Genomic DNA, 17577 nt, shown 5'->3' with positions numbered 1-17577 from the left:
AACCGTAGACCGCTGCGGAAATTCACCCCAGCGATCGACTTCCCACTAGTTTCTAGCCTCTAGCCTCTCGCCTCTAGCCCCTCCCCTAGGCCTCAAACGACAGCCCGCCGACCGGGATATCCGCCATGGCGTTGCCGCCCAGGTGGGGCTTCGGCGAGGGGGTTTTCTTGACGGCGGCGGCGGGGGCCTCGGTCTTCGCTTCGGCCGTCGTGTCCGCGGCGAGCTTGTCGACCGCTTGGCGCCAGGTCTCGCGCTGGAACTCCAGCACCCGCAGGGCCTCGGCCATCATCTGCTTGTCGCCATTGACGTAGACGCTCATCAGCCGCATGTAGACGAACGTGTAGAGGCTGGCGAGCTTCTCGTTGAGGTCGTCCTCGCTGTGGCGGACGCCGGCGAGCAGTTCCTCGACGATGTCCATCGTCCGCATCAACGGCGTGTGGTACGCCAGCTCCTCGCCGCGGAGCACGCCCTTCTCCGCCTCACGGGCGAAGCGCAGGGCGCCGTCGAGCAGCATCATGTGCAGCTGGGCGGAGTTGGCGGTCTGGACGCGGGCTTCCAGGTACTCGCGGTTCTTGTCGGTCGTCATGACGCGGCGGGTCGGGGGCTAGGAGGCGTAGCGATTAGCTATTGCGGTAAGACTGGATAGAGATCGGCTGGATGCCGCTAACGGTGTCGAGATTGGCCTGCATCATCGCGATGACTTCTTCGAGTTTATAGAACTCGGTGAGCATGCGCTCGCGTTGACGGGTGAGCGTCTCGTCGAACCGCGTGATACGGTCGTTGTTGGCGTCGATGGTGTTCGTGAGCGAGATCGACCGCGCCGAGAGCAGTGAGTTCTCGTCGCCGGCGAGCCGGTCGGTCGCTTCCTTGAACTTGGCGGCGACGCCGTTCTTGTCGTCGCGGAACATCCGCTCCACCGCGCCGCGGTCCGAGGCGAGGGCCTCGTCAAACTTCGCTTGGTTGAGTGAGAGCTTCCCTTTGTCATCGAGGCTGACGCCGATCGATTCGAGCGACGTGAAGTTCGAACCGGTCGTGAACCTCCCCGAGACGATCCGCGACAGTTCCGAGTCGACCCGGACGGCCTCGTTGCTGCCGAACAGGATGCCTGTGGTCAACGAGTCGGGGTCGAAGTCGGTGACCGCGGCGAGGGCGTCACGGATCGAATTGTACGACGTGATGAAGTCTTGGACCGCGTTCCTGAGCGGCGTGTCGTTCTGCGCGACGTCGAGGCGCACCGGCTCGCCGGTCGCTTGTTTGACGTTGATGTTGAGGCCGGAGACGACGTTGTTGAACGCCCCGTCTTTGCTGGTCACGGTCACGCCGCCACCGCCGCCCTGGCCGAAGCTGGCGACCGCGTCCGCGGCCCGGCTCGACTCGGTGAACCCCATATTGGAGCCGGAGCTGGTGACGACGATCTCGTTGGCCGCGCCCGTCTTCGCCGAGGCGATCGAGAGTCGATACCCAACGCCGTCGAACACGACCGACGCGTTGAAGCCGCCGCCGAAGTCGTTGATCTTCTTGGCGAGCAGCTGGATGGGCGTCCCGTCCTCGAAGAGGCCGACGCCGTTGATGGACTGCTTGCCGGACGCCGTCGTGCTGACGGCGCGGGTCAGCCGCAGGTCTTCCGCCGACGACCCGGTGATGTCGTTGAACGCCAGCGTCCCGCTGCCGTCCGCCGTGTCGTTGACTTGGATGCCGGTGCCGGCCGTGTTGATCTCCGCCGAGACGCCCACGCCGGCGCCGTTGATCGCGTCGATGACGTCTTGGACGGTAACGGCCGCCGACAGGTCGATCGTCGCCGAGGCGCCGCTCGTATCGGTGATCTGCATGATCCCGCGCTGGACGCCTGACCCGTTGTTGACCGAGGTCAGCAGTGTCTCGCCGGCCGACGACTCGATCGACTCCAGGTCGATGCTGAGGCGGCCGGTGCCGTCGATCGTCTGGCGGCCTTGGCTGTCGGTCGTTGAAGAGTCGCCCAACAGACGCAGCTGACTGGCGGTCGTGCCGCTACCGAAATCGACGACGCTGAGCTTCTCCGTTCCGCCGGCGTCGTCGGTGAGGAGGATGCCGTCGCCGGCCTCGTTGAGGCTCGCGGTGACCTCGACCGCCGAAGCGTTGATACGGTCGATCACGTCGCCAAGCGTCGGGTTATCGACGCCGTTGAAGCGGAGGTCGACCGTCGAGGTCTTTCCATCCGAATCGGTGATGCGGACCTGTCCACGGGAGATGCCCTGCCCGCCGCGGAGCGTGCTGAGCTGGGTCTGGCGGCCGACGGATTGGCGGTTGAGCGTGCCGGTGTCGAACGACCCGGTCGCCTGCTCGCCGAGCAGGCCAAGGTCGGCGGCCGTTGTGGTGTCGCCTGCCTCGGCGATCACGAGCGCGCCCGAGCCCCCGCTTGTGTCGGTGAGCAGGATGCCCGTGCCGTTGTCGTTGACGCGCGCCGCGACGCCGATCGCCTCGCCGGCCGTGTTGAGCGCCGCGATGACGTCGTTGAGCGTCTCGGCCGCGGAGAGATCGACTTCGACCGACGGGTCGCCGGCGCGGTTGGTGATCGAGATCGATCCCGCGTCGACGCCTTGCCCGCCGTTGAGGCCGTCGAGCAGGACGCTCTGCAGGCCCGAGACGAGCCGCTTGCCGGTGACGACGCCATCGACCGCCGCTGAGTCGATGCCGAGGTCGTCGGCCGACGAACCCTCGACGAGGAACGTCTCGTCCCCTTCGGTGTGGTCCGTGACAACGATCCGATTGCCGTCGCCGGCGATGCTGATCGAGACCTTCCCGGCAAGGTCTTCATGATCGTTGACCGCCGAGATGATGTCGCCAAGCGACGCCGCGCTGGACAGATTGATGCTGGCGATCGTGCCGTCGGCGAGCGAGATCTTGAGGTCCGCGATGTCTTCGGACTCATTGACCGCGATGCCGAGGCCGTCGTTGAGCGATGCGAGCTTCGTCGAGTTCGAGAGGCCGAAGATGTCGCCGCCCGTCAGCTTGCTATCGACCGTCGTCGCGCCGGCGCCGAGCAGGCCGAGGCTCGCCGCGGTCGTGCCGGCGCCGACCTCACGGACGCGGAGCGTCCCGGTCTCGCCGGTGTTGTCGGTGAGGACAAGCCGGTCCCCTTCGACCGACGCGGTGACATCGACGCCGTCGCTGGTGTTGATTGCGTAGAGGACTTCGTCGATCGAGGTCGCCGCGCGGAGGTCGATCGTCGCGGTTTCGCCGGCGCGATCGGTGATCTTGATCGACCCCGCCTGGAAACCGGTCCCGCCGTTGATTTGGGTGAGGGCGACCCCCTTGTTGACGCGTCCGCCGAACTGCAGCTCGAGTTCGCCCGTCCCCAGCGCCGAACCGAGCCCGCCGAGGCTGCCGCTAACGATCTGGTGCGCCGACGCCGCCCGCAGGGGCGTCAACTGGTACGAGCCAACCGCGGGCGTCGCGCCGGCGGCGACGCTGACGCTGACGGCGTTGGCGTTGCTGGAGGTCGCTGTGCGGGTGCCGTAGATGCTCTGGCGATCGAGCGCCGTCGTATCGAACTGCAAGCTGAGGACCAGCGACGACAACTGGTCGAGTGCGGACTGCTGCGACTTCAGGCTATCGGTGCGGCTCTGCAGCGTCGCCCGCGGCCGGGCGGCGACCTGCATGAGCTGATTCACGGTATCCTCGATCGGGATACCGGAAATCAATCCGACGCTGGAGGAAATCGCTGACATGCGTAGGGGGCTGGCGGAAGGGATTGCGCCCGCGGCGCCAGAAAGGGTAGGTCACCCCCGGGGCGCAGCCTCTCTCCAACGGTATCGGTCAGGCAGACTCTTCCGCTTGAGTCAGGCGGGGGTTAGCCGGTCGATTGCGGCCGTCACCGATGAGGTTCGCGGAGCGACGGGCCAGCCGCCGCCAGCCGATGCCATGAACATGCGTCCATATCCACATAAAGGGCCCTTGCGGGCCCTCGTAGCGGTGGCCTCAGGGTTTACCCAGGCCCCCGCGTCCGACCCCTGAAACGGGCTCTCAGCGGCTCTCTGAGCACGCTTCGCTAAACCGTGGCGTCTGAGCCGTGGTCGAGGTGGAAGTCGGGTACCCGGAGTCCACCGAGGGCTACCGCCCACGGCTCAGACGGTCGCGGATGGGGGCCGGCGCCCGCGGCTAGCGCCGACGGCTCATGAGGGGGGTGGCCCAACAAAAAAAGCCGGCCCGACCCACGGGGGGGTCGGACCGGCTCGTTGTTACTCTGCTACTGCGTTTCCCTCTTAGTAAGAGGCCGCTGACGTTTAGCCGAGGAGCGACAGAACGTTCTGCGGGTTCTGGTTGGCGATGCCCAACACCCGGGTGCCCGACTGCACGAGGATCTGCGAACGGGTGAGGTTCGCGGTCTCTTCGGCGAAGTCGGCGTCGCGGATCGAGCTCTCGGCCTCGGTCAGGTTCGCCAGCGTGTCGTTGAGGGCGTTCTTGTTCGTCTCCAGCGACGTCCGCTGGAAGGCGCCCAGACGACCACGGAGCGAGGTCACCTGGTTGATCGACTCTTCGACGATCGCGGCGGCCTTGGTCGGGTCGGTCGCAAGGTCGGCCGACTCGCCCTGACCGAGCTGGTACAGCAGGCCGCTCACGCCACCGAGGGCGGACGTGTTGACGCTGCCGATGCCCAGACGGACCTGCTGGTTCGTCACGACATCCGGACCGAGCTGGAAGTTGGCGCCGCCACCGGTGATGGTGAACGACGACGTCCCTTCAAAGCCCGCCTCGACCGTGGTCGAAAGTTCGAGTGTCGAGGTGTTGATCGACAGCTTGTTGCCGTTGCCATTGGCCGCGACGCCGTTGACCGTGGCCTCGATGTCGGTGCCCGTCTCAAGGGTCTTGACGTTGCCCAAGCCGGTCTTGAACGTGCCGTCCGCGTCCTCGCTGATAACGTCGAGGCCGACAACCCCCTTCGAGCCGTAGGTGGTCGAAGTGAGGATTAGCGTCGACTCGCCGGTCAGATCGTCCGTCGTATACGAGGCCTCGACGCCGGTCGAGTCCTGGGTCAGGTTGATCTGCTCCACGATCGAGTCGATCGTCGTACCGGCCTTGAGGTTCAGCACCTCGGCGCCGGTGCCGCCGGTCAACTCGAGGACCGCGTCGGCCAGAATGCCGCCCGTCTGCGTGGCGCCGTTGTTGGCCTGGGCGAGCTGCGGGCTGGTCGAGGAGCCCCCGTTGTAGACGCCGGTGCCGGCGGAATCATCGCTCAACGCGGCCGTGAAGCCATCGAGCTGCGAGTTCAGCGTGCTGACGATCGTCGAGAGGTTGACGTCCGAGTCGTCGTCCACGGCGATCGTGATCGTCGTGCCGTCGTCGGTGACCGAGACCGCCCCGGCGCCGAGGTCCTGGCTGTCGTCGAAGACGATCGTCCGGTTAGCGGCTTCGCCGTTCTCGTCGGCCGTGATTGTGATCACGTCGTCGCCTTCGGGCGTGCCGCCGGTCAGCTGGACGTTGGTCGTGATCAGCTCGCTCGGGTCGGAGACCGAACCGCTGCCGGTGAACGTCGCGGTAACGCCGTCGATGCCGGCGGTGATGTCCGAGGCAATCGTGCTCAGCGCCACGGGGGCCTGATCATCGATCGTCACGACGTAGCCGTTGGTGGCGTCGCCGGTGATGTTGGTCGAACCGCTGAGCACCGTCCCGAACTGGAAGGTGACATCGGCGGCCGCGCCACCATCAACACCGCTCAGCGAGATCGTCTGGTTTGACGTCGTGCCGTCGTCCGAACCGGCGACGTTGATCACTCCCGAAGGAGCGGCGCCGGCCGGGGCGGTCGAGGGGTTGAAGATGTCGCCCGCGCCGCCGCTGAACGTGACGCTGTCCAGTTCTCCGATCGCTGCGGCTAGGTCGTTGGCGAGGTTCGACAGGTTCGTCGTGCCGTCATTGGCGAGAGTCACGACGTAACCCTGGCTGGCGCTGCCCGACAACCCGAACACCGTCGAGTCTCCGCCATCGAAGTCCGTGATCGAACCCGTAGCAGCGGTCTGGAAGGTGATGTCGAAATCGTTTCCAGCGCCGGCGACCGTGTTGAACGTGAAGCTCTCGGTCCGCGTGGTGGCGTCAACGCCGCCCGCTAGCGCGATCGTGCCGGCGGCCGAATCGTCGGCCGCTTGGAGCACTGCCGCGGTATTGGCCGCACCGGCAGCGGCGGTGAAGTCCGAGCCGGCATTGATCGCCGAGACCAAGTCCGCAACCGTGGCGGTCCCTTCGGCCTGCGTCAGGCTGACGGTCAGGACGTTCGTCCCGGCGTCGTAAGCCGATCCCGCTGTCGCCGCGCCGAACGAATAGGCGATGGTCGCAGCGGAGTTGCCCTCGATGCCAGCGGCAGCGCCGCTGGCCGAGGCGGTGAGCTCGATCGTGCTATCCGGAGTCAGGCTCAGGTCGAAGTTGGCGTTGAGGTCGTCGTCCGGAACCGTGCCGGCCGGGTCGAACGTCGCCGAGCCGTCGGCGCCGCCGAGGTCGGCCTGGAAGTCCGAGCCGGCGTTGATGGCGTCAACGAGCTCTTGCAACGTCACGTTGCGGTCGGCGCCGCCGACGTTCACCGTCAGGGCGTTGCCGGCGACCGAGGTGCCGAGCGGGCCGCCGAAGGCGATGGTCAGCGAATCGATCGCGCTGGCGTCGGTGCCGTCGATCAGAGCCGTCAGGTTGATCGACTCGTTCTGGCCGGTAACGGTCGGGGCGCCGGCGACGGTGGCGCCAGTGAACGTGCCGTTGACGGCGCCGAGGTCGAACTCGGCCGCGAGCTCACCTGCGGTCAACCCCGCTGCATCGACGCTGAAGTCGGTGCCCGCATTGATCGCTGTGACGATGTCGCCAACCGTCGCCGGGGCGCTGGTCAAGTCCGCCGCGGTCGTGATGGTCAAGACACCGGTGCCAGTGTTGAAGCTGGTGCCGTTTACGCCGTTCGAGACGATCTCGATAGCCGAGATCTCCGCATTGCCAGTTCCAGCGCCGGCATCGCCGTCGTTCAGCGCCTGGAGCGTCAACTCAAGCCCGCCGCCTTCGAGCGCGAACGTCGCGGCGTCGCCTTCGGATGCCGTGAACGTGTTGGCGCCGTCGGCCGAGGCCGCGGTGAAGTCGGTGCCCGCATTGATCGCCGTGACCACGTCGGCGATTGTCGCCGCGCTAGCGAGCGCCTGCACATTGACCGTCAAGACACCCGACCCAGCGTCGTACGACGACGTGTCGGCGCCCTGGCCGTAATTGATTTGCAGGACCGCTGCGTCGTTGCCGTCAGCGCCATCGGCGTTACCGCCGTCGGCTGCCACGAGGTCAATCGTGTTGCCGCCGATCGACAGCTCTCCCGTCGCCTTGCTGTTCAGTTCGAACACGGCGTTGGCTTCGGTCTCGATGCTCAGCGTGCCCGTGACCTGGGTCTCGAGAACAGCGGTGCCGGTGGCCGAGGTGCTGGCGACATCCTGGACGGTGAAGTTGCCCGAGCCAGTGCCGGCGACATCGGCGCTGCCCGCGAGTTCGAAGTCAACCTCGGCGGTGCCGGGGGCGCTGCTGGTGAAGCTGAGCGAGCCGTTGGCCTTGGCGCCTTCGACGCCGGCGGTGATGCCACCGATCTCGACCGACGCCTTCGTCGCGGCGCGGGTCACGTTGATGTCAACGTTGACTTCGCCGGCGGCGCCGAGGTTGGCTTGGTTGATTTGCAGAGCCGACAGCTTGCTGAAGTCCGTGCCGGCCGAGGTCTGGAAGTCGAGCGAGCCGTCGAGCAGGCGGCGGCCCTGGAACGTCGTCGTCTGGGCGATCCGGTTGAGCGCCTTCAGCGACGAGTCGATCTGCAGCTGGTTCGCCGCGATCTGGTCGTCCGACAGGGCGCCCGAGTTGGCCGACTCGGTCACCAGGCCGCGGATGTCATTCAGCAGCGAGCTGACCTGGCCGAGGGCCGAGTCCGCCGTGGCGATGACCTGGTTGGCGCGGTCGGTGTTGGTGATCGCCTTCTTGATGGAGGTGATGTCGCTGCGGAGATTCTCGCTCGCGATCAAACCGGCCGGGTCGTCCTTGCCGGTGTTGATACGCAGACCGGTCGACAACCGCGTCAGCGATTGCGACAGGCTGGCGTTCGCACGGTTCAGGTTATTCCGACCGATGAGCGAACCGACGTTCGTGTTAATGCGTGTCATCTAACTTAACCCCTTAGTGTTTTTATCAGCGGGTTTGGGTTGGCGCGTGTCTGCTCCGCTCGTGGGGCGGAGTCTCGCGCCGGGTCGGGACGGGAACCCCATGGCTCCGATCGCCGTCGCGGTGTGGCGTCCTTGGTGCGGACTCTCGTGACGGCCGGTCGTGAGCCTCAGGGGTCGTGCGTCCACGCCCCCAACACACACACTCTTGCCTAGCGAGCGATCCTCTTTGTGTTTCCATGACCACGTTGCCCGTTGCCGGACCACAGGCCTACGCGAACGTATCGTCCGCTATCGGGGCGCGCCTGAGCGGGAAGCACACTTTCCCGAGGCTGCGGGACGCCGCCCTCCGCTACGAGCGGCACAACCGTCAACACCCGCCCGCTTTGCCCAAATTTCAAGGTAAAAACCGCAAGCGGATTGCTTGATCCCGAAGCGCGCGTAGGGGTTGGAATCGGCGTCCAACCGTGGAGTCATGGTCCCTACCGCAGCGCGGACAACGGCGAAGAGACGCCGGCCTGGAATCCCGAACTCAACCCGAAAGACTGCCAGCCAAGCCTGCTGACAAATGTCCAAAAACTAAAACCACAGAGCCACTGAGAACACGGAGCGACGCACAGAGAAATCGATCCTCTGTGCCTTCCTCAGTGCCCTCGGTGGCTCTGTGGTTAACTTGCGGACAGCAGGCAGAAAGCCACTGCTCAAGAGCCGGCGTTTTCGCCGCCCGCTTGGCGGGCTTGCTCGGTGCTGATCTCACTGGCGCGGCGGTTTTCGCGCTGGATCGCCTCGTACACCTCGCGGCGGTGCACCGGGATCTCGACCGGCGCGTCGATGCCCAGCCGCACCTTGTCGCCACGGACATCAACGACCGTGATCACGACGTTGTCGCCGATGATGATGCTCTCGTCGCGTTGGCGTGACAGTACCAACATGGGCTTGACCCTGGTTGAGGCGAGCGCGCTCGGCGACGCGGGCTGGTGGGGCGAGAACGGCGACCACGCGGCGCCGTAACTATCCAGATAGGGCTGCTACCTGGCTTCGGTAATTGCTATCGGCCTGCCGCTAGCGGATCGTTCAGAGACCGCCTGGGAGAGCCGGTTAATTCGTTTACCCCGCTGGCGACGGGGCTCATTGAGCGAGTCGCGCCGGCACAACCGGCACAGCCCGCTCCCCTCAGTCCGATCGACCCCGTTAGGCCGATCGACGCAGTTGCGCCGGTCCGCCGAGCCAGTGCTGGACGGGATGGTCGTCCTTGGCGACGACCTGACGGCCGCGGCGCGTCTCGAGGCAGACCAGGATCGGCGCCTTGAGGTTCAGCGAGAGGGCCGCTCCTTGGCCTTCGACGCCGTGGCTGCTCACCGCCACGACCACCTGCGGAGTGACGCCCTCGGGCGCCTCCAGCGGCGAGAGGTCGCGGGCCGACAGCCGCACCTTGTAGTCCGGCACGTAGCGGCGGGGGCTGACGACCGCCAACGCCAGGTCGGCGCGCTCGGTCGATTGCAACCAGCCGAGGCCGGGGTTCTCGCCGTCAGCGAGCACTACCCACTTCGTCCAAGGCTCCAGACCGATCAGGCCGAGCGGGAACTCCAGCACGTCGGATGGTTGGACCTCAACCGCGCCGAATCGCGTTGTGTTGATCTGCATGGTCGCCCTCCTTGGCGCACGGGGCCCCTCACGTTGAGCGGCTTGGTTCTACCCTGGTAGGATCGGCCAACGGAGTTGCAGCAGTTAAGCCAAATCCACCGATTGGGGCACTACGGAGGGGCCAGGGGCGGGGGGCTAGGGACGAGGGAGTCATGCCCGAGCCGCGACCCCAGCCTCTAGCCTCTAAATAAAATCAAGGATTGTCATGTTGAGCAGCGTGCCGGCCGTCTGGAGCGACGCCTGCAAGGCGTACTGCTTCAGCATGTACTCGGAGATGACTTCCGCCATGTCGGCGTCGATCTCGTTGGAGAGCGCTGTCTCGAGCGTTACCGACTCGTCTTCGAGCCGTTGCTCGACGGAGTCGAGCGTCCTCGACCTGACGCCGACCTCGGCCCGGGCGAAAGAGACCCTGTCGAGGTCTTCATCGAGCTGATTGGTCGCACGGCCCAGCGCTTCGGAGTTGCTCGCCTCGAGCGCCTCCCGCATCCGCAGCAAGGTGGTGAAAACGCTCTGGACTTCGAGCGGCTTGCGGTCGGTGGAGGCGATCGTGGTCGCTTCGACCATGACGGTGGTTTCGCCTTCGGCGAGGAACCCCAGCCGCTCGGCGACGTTGCCGGTGAGCGTGATCGAGTCGTTGTCGCGGCCTCCGGCTGTCGGCGCAGCGATGTTCAGCTCGGTCGGCGAGACGTCAGCGACGGTGACGGTCGCCGTCCCACTCGACGAAACCGTGAACGGAACGGCGGTGACGCCGCTTAGCGCGGCCTCGATGCTGGCGGCGATCGCGTCGGACGTCGTGTCGGCGCCCTGCAGGTCGACGGTGATCGTGTTCGAGTCGGGGTCGAACGTCGTCGAAAGCGGGCCCGAACCGGCGCCGTCCGTCGAGTCCATAAAGACGACGTCGAACGGCACGCTGCTGGCGTCGTCGATTGTCGCCGTTTCGATCGTGACCGTATCGCCCAGCAGCGGGAAGTCCTTCGAGACGGAGCTTGTCAGCTCCGCCGGCGAGACATCGGCAAGCGTTACCGCCGCCGTGCCGCTCGACGCGACGGTGTAGGGAACCGCCGTGACGCCGCTTAGCGCGTTCTCGATACTGGTTGCGATCGCGTCGGTCGTCGTGTCCTGACCCTGCAGGTCGACGGTAATCGTGTTCGTGCCGGAGTCGAACGTCGTCGAGAGCGGGCCCGTTCCGGCGCCGGCGGTCGAGTCACTGATGACGATGCTGAACGGCACCGTGTCTTCGTCACCGGCCGCCGCCGTGGCTACCGTAAGCGTATCGGCCAGCAGCGCGTAGTCTTTCGAGACGGTGCTCGGCGTCGGCGTCGGTGAGACGTCGGCAAGAGTCACCGCCGTCGAACCGCTCGACGTGACATTGAAGGGGACTTCTGTCACGCCGCTCAGCGCGGCCTCGATGCTGGCGGCGATCGCGTCGGTCGTCGTGTCGACGCCTTGCAAGTCCACGGTGATGGTGTTCGTGTCGGCGTCGAACGTCGTTTCGAGCGGCCCCGTGCCCGCTCCGGCGGTCGAATCGCGGACGACGACGCTGAAGGGGAGGTTCCCTTCGGACCCCGGTGTGGCCGCCGCGATGGTGATCGTGTCGCCGAGAAGGTTGAAGTCGCTCGACGCGGTGGTCGCCAAGTGGCTCGCATCGGCGCCGCCGATCGTCGCGGCGGGTTGCTGGGCGACCGGCGCCGTGATCGGGTCCGTTCCGCTCGACTCGACGGTGAAGCCCGGCAGCTGGGCTTGAATCGCTGCGGCGATGTCAGCTGTCGTTGCCGTTGTGACAGCAGCGAGATCGACCACGATGGCGTCGTCGGTGACCGTCGCGGTGATCGGTCCGGGGACCCCGCTATCCACGATCTCAACCGTGAAGGGGCGGTTTCCGCCCGGGCCCGTCGCGTTAGCCGTGATGCTGACCGTGTCCGGAGTTGTTCCCAACGAGAACGAACCTGTCGCCGCCGCGGCGGGTTGGTCGGGGTCGGTGACCGTGAGCACCAGCCCGTTGCCCGTTTCCGCCAGCGACCCGACGACGGCGCCCCCCGTGGCGTCCGAGATCCGCTGGATCAGGTCGCCAACCGTCGTCAGGCCGAGAGGATCGATGTCGTAGACATTCGTGACGCCGTCCTCCGTCACCGTGATCTGGAACTTGTTCTGCGCGAGCGTCTCTGCGTCGTTGTCGCCGGGGATAATGACGCCAACCCCGTGATTGAAGTCCGCCAGCCGCGCGTCCTCGGTGTAGGTGCGGATGCCGAGCTGTGTGGCGGTCGTTCCACCGTTCTCGCCGATCGAGAAGTCCGCGCCGCTGCGGCGAGTGCGGACGTCGATGCCGTCCCGCGCCGAATTGATCGTCGCCGCTAGCCCGTACTGCGGATTGTTGAGCACGTTCAACAAGTCTTCGACGGTCTCCACCGACGAGGTGTCGATCGTGTAGGTGTCTGCCCCATTGGTGACAAGCAGGCCGGAGTCGAGGTCGAGCTGTCCATCCACGCCGCCCGCGATCGCGACGCCAAGGTCGGCGCCCGCCAGGACCGTCCCGCCGCCACGCGATGTGGGCGTCGTTTGGTCACGATAGTCCAACTCCGCCGTAAACGGCGGGTCCGGCATCGAGTTGATGGCGTTCCTAACGCCCACTGCCGTTGTGACGCCCGGCGATACGTGCACCGTTAGGGTGTTTGTCATGGCGTCGTAATCGGCCGTCTCTAGTCCGGCTGAGCCATCGTTGGCGTAGTTGACCGTGACGCCGTTGTACTCGGAGCCGTTGCGGTTGGCGGTCAACACGATGTCGTTGTCGACGCCGCCGGACACGATCCTGCCCCGCGCTTTCGAGCCGAAGAGGTCGTTGAGGTCGGTCGCGGAGCTGATCGTGGGGTCGAGATCGGAACCCGCAACGCTCGCCTGCGGGGCGCCGGTTTGGAGGATGCCTAGTTCCTTGGCGGTCTTTCCGACGCCCACCTCGTTGATCGTGATTCCGCCTCCGGTCACGTCGATACGGAGCCCGTCGCCGTCAACCGCCACGACGATGTCCGATCCTTCCGGCGCGCCGGCCTCGACGAGCCGCGCGACGTCGTCGATTGTTTCGGCCTGCGAGAGGTCGATGATCGAACTCGTCGCCGACGACGTGCCAAGCGTCGGCACGAAGCGTATCTCGATCGATCCGCCGGGCGTCACGCCGACGCCGCTATTCAACTGATCGAGTCGCGTCTCCCGGGTGAGGGCCGCATTGAGGTCCGAATTGCCGCGGATGTCGTCAGAGAGTCCTCCGAAGACGTCGTTGCCCGAAGTGCCCGTGTTGAACAGTTGCCCGATGTCGATGAACGTTTGAGGGCTCGACTCGTCGCCAAGATACTCGACGTAACCCTCAGAGGTCTCGCGGTAGGCGATGCTTGATCGTTCCGCCCCACCGAGCAAGTAATTGGTCGACAGGGTCGAATTGCCGACACGGACCAGCTGGTCCATCAGCTCATTGATCTGATCGATGACGGCTTGCCGGTCCTCGTCGGATGACAGGCTGTCGAGGGCTCCAAGGGCGGAGGCCTTCAGTTCGTTGAGGCCCTGGTTGACCTCGTTGAGCGCCGAGTCCGTCGTCGCCAACGCCGTTCGCGCGCCCTGGAGGTTCGTCAGCGACTGGTCCTTCCGCTCGATGGTCCGCTGCAGCGCCATCGCCCGCTGGGCCGAGGCCGCGTCGTCGCTCGGCAGGAAGATACGATAGCCGGTGCTGAGTTGGTTCTGCAGCCGGAACAGCTCGAGTTGATCGTTCTGGACCTGGGACGTGAGCCGACCGCGCGTCATCGCGTCGGTCACACGGGTCGTCGAGATGGGCTGAATCGAGGCCACGATCGCACTATTACCTGGAGAGTTACGTGGCGTTTAGAGATTAACGAGGGTGTCGAGCATTTCTTGGATCGTCGAGATCACCCGGGCGGTCGCCTGGTAGATCCGCTGGAGCGAGATCATCTCGATCGCCTCTTCGTCAATGTTGACTCCGCTAACCGCCTGGAATTCGTTGGCGAGCGTCGCCTCGAACACGCCGAGTCCGTCGGCCACCGAACCGGCGACGGTCGAGTTCTGCGCGAGTTCGTTCACAACTTGGTCGTAGCGCTCGGTGATCGAGGCGCCGTCCAGCGAGTCGAGCGGCTTATCGATCAGGCTCGCCAGGGCCGTCGCGTTGCGTGTGGTGCCGCCCGGGCCGTCGAGGCTGAGCGCCAGCTTGTCGGCGTTCCGGATGCCACTGAGCTCTTGATTGACCGACATGTCAATCGAGCCCGACCCTGTAAAGAACGTGTTCAGGCCGATCGAGGCGAGAAACCCACTGGTGTCTTTGGCGAAGGTGAAGCTGACCTCGTCGCTCTGCCCCTCGATGATGAGGCGGCCCTCTGAATTCACCGAGGCGTTGAGGCCCTCGACCGCGTTGATCTGGGCCGCGATGTTCGCGAGCGTCGATTTCAATTCGCTGCCGTCTTCACGCAGGTTGATCCGAATCGTGGAGTTCGCGACCGGTGCGTCGCCGTTCTCCACTGCAATCTCGAACGACCCGTGCTTCGGAGCGAACGCCAAGCCCGCCGCGTCGAGCGCAAGGGAAGCGTCATCGACGTTCTCCACGCTGGTGAGCGTCTTGAATCCCTCGAGTCCCTGCCCCTGTGAGTAAGCGAGGTTGAACTCGTGGATCATCGTCGCGGCGAAGTCGTTGAGGCTCTCACGAAACCCGTCAACGATCACGTCACGGGCGGCCGAGAGACCCTGGATCCGACCGCTGCGGATATCGAGTTCTTTTCCCGTATCGACGAAGATCAGCTGCGACTGAGCCTCTTCCGCGACGCCCGAGGTCTCAAGCGCTACGTCGCGACGCTGGCCTTCGAAGACAAGAAACTCGCCGCCGACAGCGATGCTCAGGCCGCCGCTCGGCTGTTCGACAACGGTCGCCGAGACGAGTTCGGTCAGCTTGTTGACGGCCTGTTGTCGCGTTGAACGGAGCGCGCCGGCGTCGCTCTTGCCGGCTGAACCGCCTTCGACCTGCGTAATTTGGACGTTGAGTTTGGCGATCTGCTCGGTCAGTTGATTGATCTGACCAACCGACTGCGTGATCTGCGTGTCGTAGCTGTCGCGGAGGTCTTTCGCGCGGTTCTCGATGCGGCGGATTTCGTCGGCGAGTTGCGAGCCCTCTAGCACCGCCAGGTTGCGGACGCTCATCGCGTCGCCGGCCGTCGGGTTGACGGTGTCCTCGATGCTGCCGAAGAACTCGGTCAGCGCCGTGCTGAGGTCGGAGTCGGAAAGCTCGCCAAGGAGCTGTTCGAGCCCCTTGTACGCGTTGTTCTGGATGTCGGCGCTGACGCGGTCGCTCGAAGCGTTGCGTAACTGGTCGGCAAGAAAGTTGTCGGTGACCTGGGTGATGCTATCAACCATCACCCCCAGGCCGATATTCAGACTCCCCAGCCGCTGGATCGGGGCGGGGGTGAAGTTGGCCTTCTCGCGAATAAATCCGGGGGTGTTCGCGTTAGCGATGTTGTTGCTCACCACTTGCAGGCCAATCTGCATGGCCTGAAGCGTGTTGCTCGACGTCTGTAACGTACCGAACAGGGACATAGTCGCGTATCAGCAGGTCCTTATGGCGCTTGGGGGGTTCGTGTTGAAGTTCGCGGCGGTTGCTAGCGGCGCCGGCTCAGGCGGCGCGGTCCATCAGCACCCCACCGGCCCGAGATTGACCGTTCTTCTCGTAGGTCGGCGCTTTTTGACCACCGGTAGCGACTATCTCTATCAATTGTGACAGATGTAGGAGCGTCCTCTGGACCAACACCCAGTTGGCGAGGCTTTGATGCTGAAGAAGTCGCGCCCGTGCCTGCGCCTCGCGGACCTTAGGCCGTAACGACTTGCGTGCTGCGTCGGGCATCGCGTCGGCGAGCGAACGCAGGTCGCTCTTCGGCAACCCGCGCTCGGCGGCCGCGGCGAGCAAGCCCTGCCGGCGTTGATGGCACTCCATGAGCCGCGCGGCGAGGCTCTCCTCCTCGGGTTGGATCGAGGCGAGCCCTTCGCGGTCGCCGCTCACCAGCAGGTCGCGCTTACGACTCAGCACGTCCAGCAGCGCGGTTTGCGTCTCGCTCAGGTCCGAGAGCAACTGCCCGAGCGGGCCCTCCCAACCGTCCGCCGTCGCCGGCAGGTTGGCAGGGTCAAAAGGCGGCGTATCTGGAGTGAGCGTCATCGCTAGGTCTGTCGCTGGTTGCTTGTTAGTTTCCAACATGCTCGTCTCACCGCCTCCTCAGGGCGCCCAGGTCCGCGAGGCCCGACGACGGCTTTTCCACCGCGAGCAGCTTTGCCTCGTCCGGGAACTGTTGGGCGAACATGCCCTCGGCGAACGGATTGTTCTCCGAACTTGCCAGGTCCTGGGCCCGTTGCATGTCGAGCCGGGACTGGAACTGGTCTTCCGCCATCCCGCCGTGGAAGTAGGCGGGCTTGCCGACGCTCTGCCGCATCGCCTTAAACATCTCGCCATAGAACGACTCGCCGACGAATTGCGAGAACGCCTTCTTCAAGTCGCGCGCCTTCTCGACGTCGGTCTCGCCGCCGTTGGCATTGGCGAGCTGTGACGGCAGGTTTGCCGGCTTCGAGGCGCTTAACGCACCGAGTGAAACGGACTGGATCATTGGCGAATCTCCGCAGCGATCAGCGGGGTATCAAAGGATGACGAGCTTCGCGTGCAGCAGGCCGAGGTCGTTGATGCCTCGGATGATCTCGATCACGTCGTTGGCCGGCACCCGCAGGTTCGCCAGCGCCGCGACGAGCTTCTCGAGCTTCGGACGAGACGTATCGCCGGGAGTGACCGCCAGGAAGCTGTTCGCCGCCTGTGCTTCGACGACGAGGTTGCGATGCGTGTAGACGACGTCGCCAATCTCGACATTGCCACTGATAACGATGCTGCCTGTCCGGGTGTTGCAGACGACCCGCGCCTCGGGCGCCGCGTCGTAAAGATCAGCGTTGAGCAACTCTGAGACGAAGGCGACCGGGTCGGTCGCGAATTTCGTCGGGACCTTGACGCGGATGTTCGCCGCGTCGATCGGGCGAACGAACCGCTCACGGACCTCTTCGTACTCGATCGGTTCGTCGAGGAAGTCTTCCATGTAGAGGTTGCCAACCTTGTCCGCCACCGACTCCGCGACGCTGAAGCTCGCGTGGTGCGGGTCGAGGACGACCGTCACCCAGCCGTCTTCCGAGACGAATGGGGTGTGGTGGTCGCGGACCATCTGGCAGCCGTGGTGAATCGTCGCGACAGTCGGCGTCGTCGGGTCGTTCACCTGCAAGAGGCCTTCGCAGAGAGCGAAGACCGACGGGTCTTGCGTATTCGGCCCTTGCAAAGCAGCGGTGATCAGCTGGCCGCCGACGAGGCTCTTGCCGTTCAGCGCCGCGACAGTGCAGTCCAGACGCTCGCCGCTGCGGACGCCCGTGGCGGGGATCGTCGCGGTCACCGTCACCAGCGAGACATTCTTGATGTTCCGCAACGCCTGCTGAGCCTCCTGGTCGAAGCGTCCGGTGGACGTAACGGGGTTCCCCATCAACTCGAGCGCACGGCTCAGGGCGCGCATCGTTGCCGGGTCGTTGGCTTCACCGGTGCCGTTGAGACCGACCACTAAGCCGATGCCACGCAACACGTTCTCTTCTTGCCCTTTCAGGCGGGCGATGTTAGCGAGCTTCGTCTTGCCCTGCGCGTAGGCGTCGCCCGAGGGAGCGACGATCGCAAGAGCCGTGACAAGGGCGATGGCGAAATAGTGATTCATATCAAAGACCCAAGACGACTTGGCAGCTAACAAGGACAGCC

At 65.3% G+C, this 17577-nt stretch carries 10 protein-coding genes; all 10 read right to left on the bottom strand.

The features are described 5' to 3' along the window. Positions 1–85 precede the first annotated feature (85 nt). The 10 genes from fliS to Spa11_RS04245 all read right to left on the bottom strand — a co-directional run bounded on the left by fliS (position 86) and on the right by Spa11_RS04245 (position 17536). Positions 86–586 (bottom strand): flagellar export chaperone FliS, encoded by a 501-nt coding sequence (gene fliS / locus Spa11_RS04290; protein ID WP_145108412.1) that lies wholly within the window; start codon positions 584–586, stop codon positions 86–88. Between the two features lie 34 nt (positions 587–620). Further along, the gene (fliD, locus tag Spa11_RS04285; RefSeq protein ID WP_145108409.1) at positions 621–3707 is read right to left on the bottom strand and encodes a flagellar filament capping protein FliD; all 3087 of its coding nucleotides are present in this window, start codon (positions 3705–3707) and stop codon (positions 621–623) included. Between the two features lie 555 nt (positions 3708–4262). Continuing rightward, on the bottom strand, positions 4263–8135 hold the full coding sequence (locus Spa11_RS04280; protein ID WP_145108406.1) for a beta strand repeat-containing protein: 3873 nt from the start codon (positions 8133–8135) through the stop codon (positions 4263–4265). Between the two features lie 698 nt (positions 8136–8833). Next, on the bottom strand, positions 8834–9064 hold the full coding sequence (csrA, locus tag Spa11_RS04275) for a carbon storage regulator CsrA (protein WP_145108402.1): 231 nt from the start codon (positions 9062–9064) through the stop codon (positions 8834–8836). A gap of 259 nt (positions 9065–9323) precedes the next feature. Next, positions 9324–9776: a flagellar assembly protein FliW gene (gene fliW / locus Spa11_RS04270; protein WP_145108399.1), complete on the bottom strand. Its 453-nt coding sequence runs from the start codon at positions 9774–9776 to the stop codon at positions 9324–9326. Positions 9777–9959: 183 nt separating this feature from the next. Beyond that, positions 9960–13607, bottom strand: coding sequence for a flagellin N-terminal helical domain-containing protein (locus Spa11_RS04265; protein WP_145108396.1), 3648 nt, complete (start codon positions 13605–13607; stop codon positions 9960–9962). Positions 13608–13640: 33 nt separating this feature from the next. Then, the gene (gene flgK / locus Spa11_RS04260) at positions 13641–15353 is read right to left on the bottom strand and encodes a flagellar hook-associated protein FlgK (RefSeq protein WP_145108393.1); all 1713 of its coding nucleotides are present in this window, start codon (positions 15351–15353) and stop codon (positions 13641–13643) included. 76 nt (positions 15354–15429) lie between these two features. Then, entirely contained in the window at positions 15430–15966 is a 537-nt protein-coding gene (locus Spa11_RS04255; RefSeq protein ID WP_197529729.1) for a flagellar protein FlgN, read from the bottom strand. A 46-nt stretch (positions 15967–16012) separates the two neighbouring features. Then, positions 16013–16408 carry a rod-binding protein gene (locus Spa11_RS04250; RefSeq protein ID WP_145108387.1) on the bottom strand — a complete coding sequence of 132 codons (396 nt, stop codon included), beginning with the start codon at positions 16406–16408 and terminating at the stop codon, positions 16013–16015. Between the two features lie 30 nt (positions 16409–16438). Continuing rightward, on the bottom strand, positions 16439–17536 hold the full coding sequence (locus Spa11_RS04245; RefSeq protein ID WP_145108383.1) for a flagellar basal body P-ring protein FlgI: 1098 nt from the start codon (positions 17534–17536) through the stop codon (positions 16439–16441). Positions 17537–17577 lie beyond the last annotated feature (41 nt).

The sequence above is a fragment of the Botrimarina mediterranea genome (assembly GCF_007753265.1).
Classification (GTDB): domain Bacteria; phylum Planctomycetota; class Planctomycetia; order Pirellulales; family Lacipirellulaceae; genus Botrimarina; species Botrimarina mediterranea.
Note: the sequence above shows the minus strand (reverse complement) of the source record. Positions and strands in the feature narration are given on the sequence as shown.

Excerpts from the sequence above, each read along its gene's own strand:
- fliS (WP_145108412.1), bottom strand. The coding sequence starts at position 586 with ATGACGACCGACAAGAACCGCGAGTACCTGGAAGCCCGCGTCCAGACC.
- fliD (WP_145108409.1), bottom strand. The coding sequence starts at position 3,707 with ATGTCAGCGATTTCCTCCAGCGTCGGATTGATTTCCGGTATCCCGATC.
- Spa11_RS04280 (WP_145108406.1), bottom strand. The coding sequence starts at position 8,135 with ATGACACGCATTAACACGAACGTCGGTTCGCTCATCGGTCGGAATAAC.
- csrA (WP_145108402.1), bottom strand. The coding sequence starts at position 9,064 with ATGTTGGTACTGTCACGCCAACGCGACGAGAGCATCATCATCGGCGAC.
- fliW (WP_145108399.1), bottom strand. The coding sequence starts at position 9,776 with ATGCAGATCAACACAACGCGATTCGGCGCGGTTGAGGTCCAACCATCC.
- flgK (WP_145108393.1), bottom strand. The coding sequence starts at position 15,353 with ATGTCCCTGTTCGGTACGTTACAGACGTCGAGCAACACGCTTCAGGCC.
- Spa11_RS04255 (WP_197529729.1), bottom strand. The coding sequence starts at position 15,966 with ATGACGCTCACTCCAGATACGCCGCCTTTTGACCCTGCCAACCTGCCG.
- Spa11_RS04250 (WP_145108387.1), bottom strand. The coding sequence starts at position 16,408 with ATGATCCAGTCCGTTTCACTCGGTGCGTTAAGCGCCTCGAAGCCGGCA.
- Spa11_RS04245 (WP_145108383.1), bottom strand. The coding sequence starts at position 17,536 with ATGAATCACTATTTCGCCATCGCCCTTGTCACGGCTCTTGCGATCGTC.